Raw genomic sequence first — 1,775 nt, forward strand, 5'->3', positions numbered from 1 at the left:
TATACAGTTAAAGGGTTTTACCCCTTCGGGCAGTCCCCCGGTTTTATCCGGTTTATGCCCAACGAATCGCACCTACTCCTATTCATTACTTGACTGACGCAACGCTAATCAGCAACGCTATTCGTAGAGCTACTTGTCACTTCAGGGAATGCTAAAACCCCCTTGACAAGGGCTTATTTTCCTTAACTTGTCACCAATGGTGCAATAGAGATCACGGTCAATTTAACTCCAGTCCACACATAGCTCATCAATGCACTGGATCATTACTGTAGAAAAATTACTCCCCCCAATCTCGTTAAGGGGGGAGTTTCTGCTGAAGCTTTACCTGAGGTTACGAATCGGTAATATCATGTCCGGTTGAATACTTACACCCTTGCGCTGAATCGAAGGCAGAGGGCAGAAGGCAGCTATGCTGAAGGAAAGGAGTAAGGTTTAATCTCAGAAGGTTTGTTATCAATAATTATCAGGACATGATATTAGGGATTTTCTTTGAGACGATAACCCAAACCATAGACTGTCTCAATCAAATCAGAGGGAGCTCCTGCTGCATCGAGTTTCTGTCGTAAACCTCGGATATGAGCTTTAACGGTTGCTTCTTCTGGTAGTCGTTCAAAGGACCAGAGGTTTTCCAGGATTTGAGCACGGCTAAACACACGGCGAGGATGGCGCAGGAAAAATTCTAGCAGAGCATACTCTTTTGGACTTAGGGACAAGAGGCGGTCTTCATAGAAGACTTCACAGGTACTGGGATCAAGGCGGAGAGAATCCCATTCCAGTACAGGTGGTAAAGTAGTATTTCCCCGGCGCAGTAAGGCCCGAATCCTAGCGGACAACTCTCCTAAATCAAAGGGTTTGACTAGATAATCATCTGCACCAGCATCAAGTCCTAAAATTTTATCATTGATGGTATCCCGAGCCGTCAGCATTAGAATGGGAGTAAGGTCGCCTTGGGAGCGCAACTTTCGGCAAAGGGTAATACCATCAATCTTTGGCAGCATGACATCTAACAAAATTAAATCATAGCTGAAGCTCTCTACTAGTTCCCTACCCACTTGACCATCATTGGCAACATCCACGACATAATGCTGGTCGGTGAGGTCTTCAGCAAGGGCGTCGGTAATCCGCTCATCATCTTCTACTAGTAAAATCCTCATCTTCAGCACCTCTGAATGATTACCTGAGTTTTATCTTTGATTATGACCAATTTTTTGACAACTGTAGAAAAATTCGCGAGTTTTCCATGATACTGCCAAGATGATTGATAGTAAGTCCGGTTAATCAGTTAGTAAGTATTCAGCCGTCAGCCGTCAGCCAAAGGCTCACGCGTGCGCGTTCAGCCGTCAGCTTATTTTATTGAAAAGCTGTTCGGTGTAGCGTTGGCTATGGGCATAAACTGTTCCGGTAGCGTGGCTACAGCGCTTTTGGCTGATAGCTGAACGCGCACGCGTGCGCGTAGCGCATTAGCTGATAGCTGAATGCTTACATCAGTTACCAAATAGTCCTGGTATTTTTGGTAATGGCTTATGAGGAATCGTCAACTACAGCATTGTTAGTTGAGATGTAGAAATCAAACTAATAAAAATAGGTAACTTCGGCTCAGCAATGCAGCGCTTTTTGATACTTTTTTCCTCAATTATTTTTCCCTTGTCCAAAGTTCTATTGTCCGCAGTTGCCGACAACTGCACCAAATTATAATTAATAATTATTCTCAATCATGGCACGACTTACCCAAGGGCACTGGGAGTGTTAGCCGATCAGTACGATTATGATCAAAT

Annotated in this window: 1 protein-coding gene; it reads right to left on the reverse strand. The window is 44.2% G+C overall.

Going from position 1 to position 1,775, the window contains the following annotated elements:
• Positions 1-476 precede the first annotated feature (476 nt).
• Entirely contained in the window at positions 477-1,154 is a 678-nt protein-coding gene (locus F6K49_RS45320) for a response regulator transcription factor (RefSeq protein WP_070392220.1), read from the reverse strand.
• Positions 1,155-1,775 lie beyond the last annotated feature (621 nt).

The sequence above is a fragment of the Moorena sp. SIO3I6 genome, assembly GCF_010672095.1.

Coding starts and splice junctions, on each gene's coding strand:
- F6K49_RS45320 (WP_070392220.1), bottom strand. CDS start 1,154: ATGAGGATTTTACTAGTAGAAGATGATGAGCGGATTACCGACGCCCTT.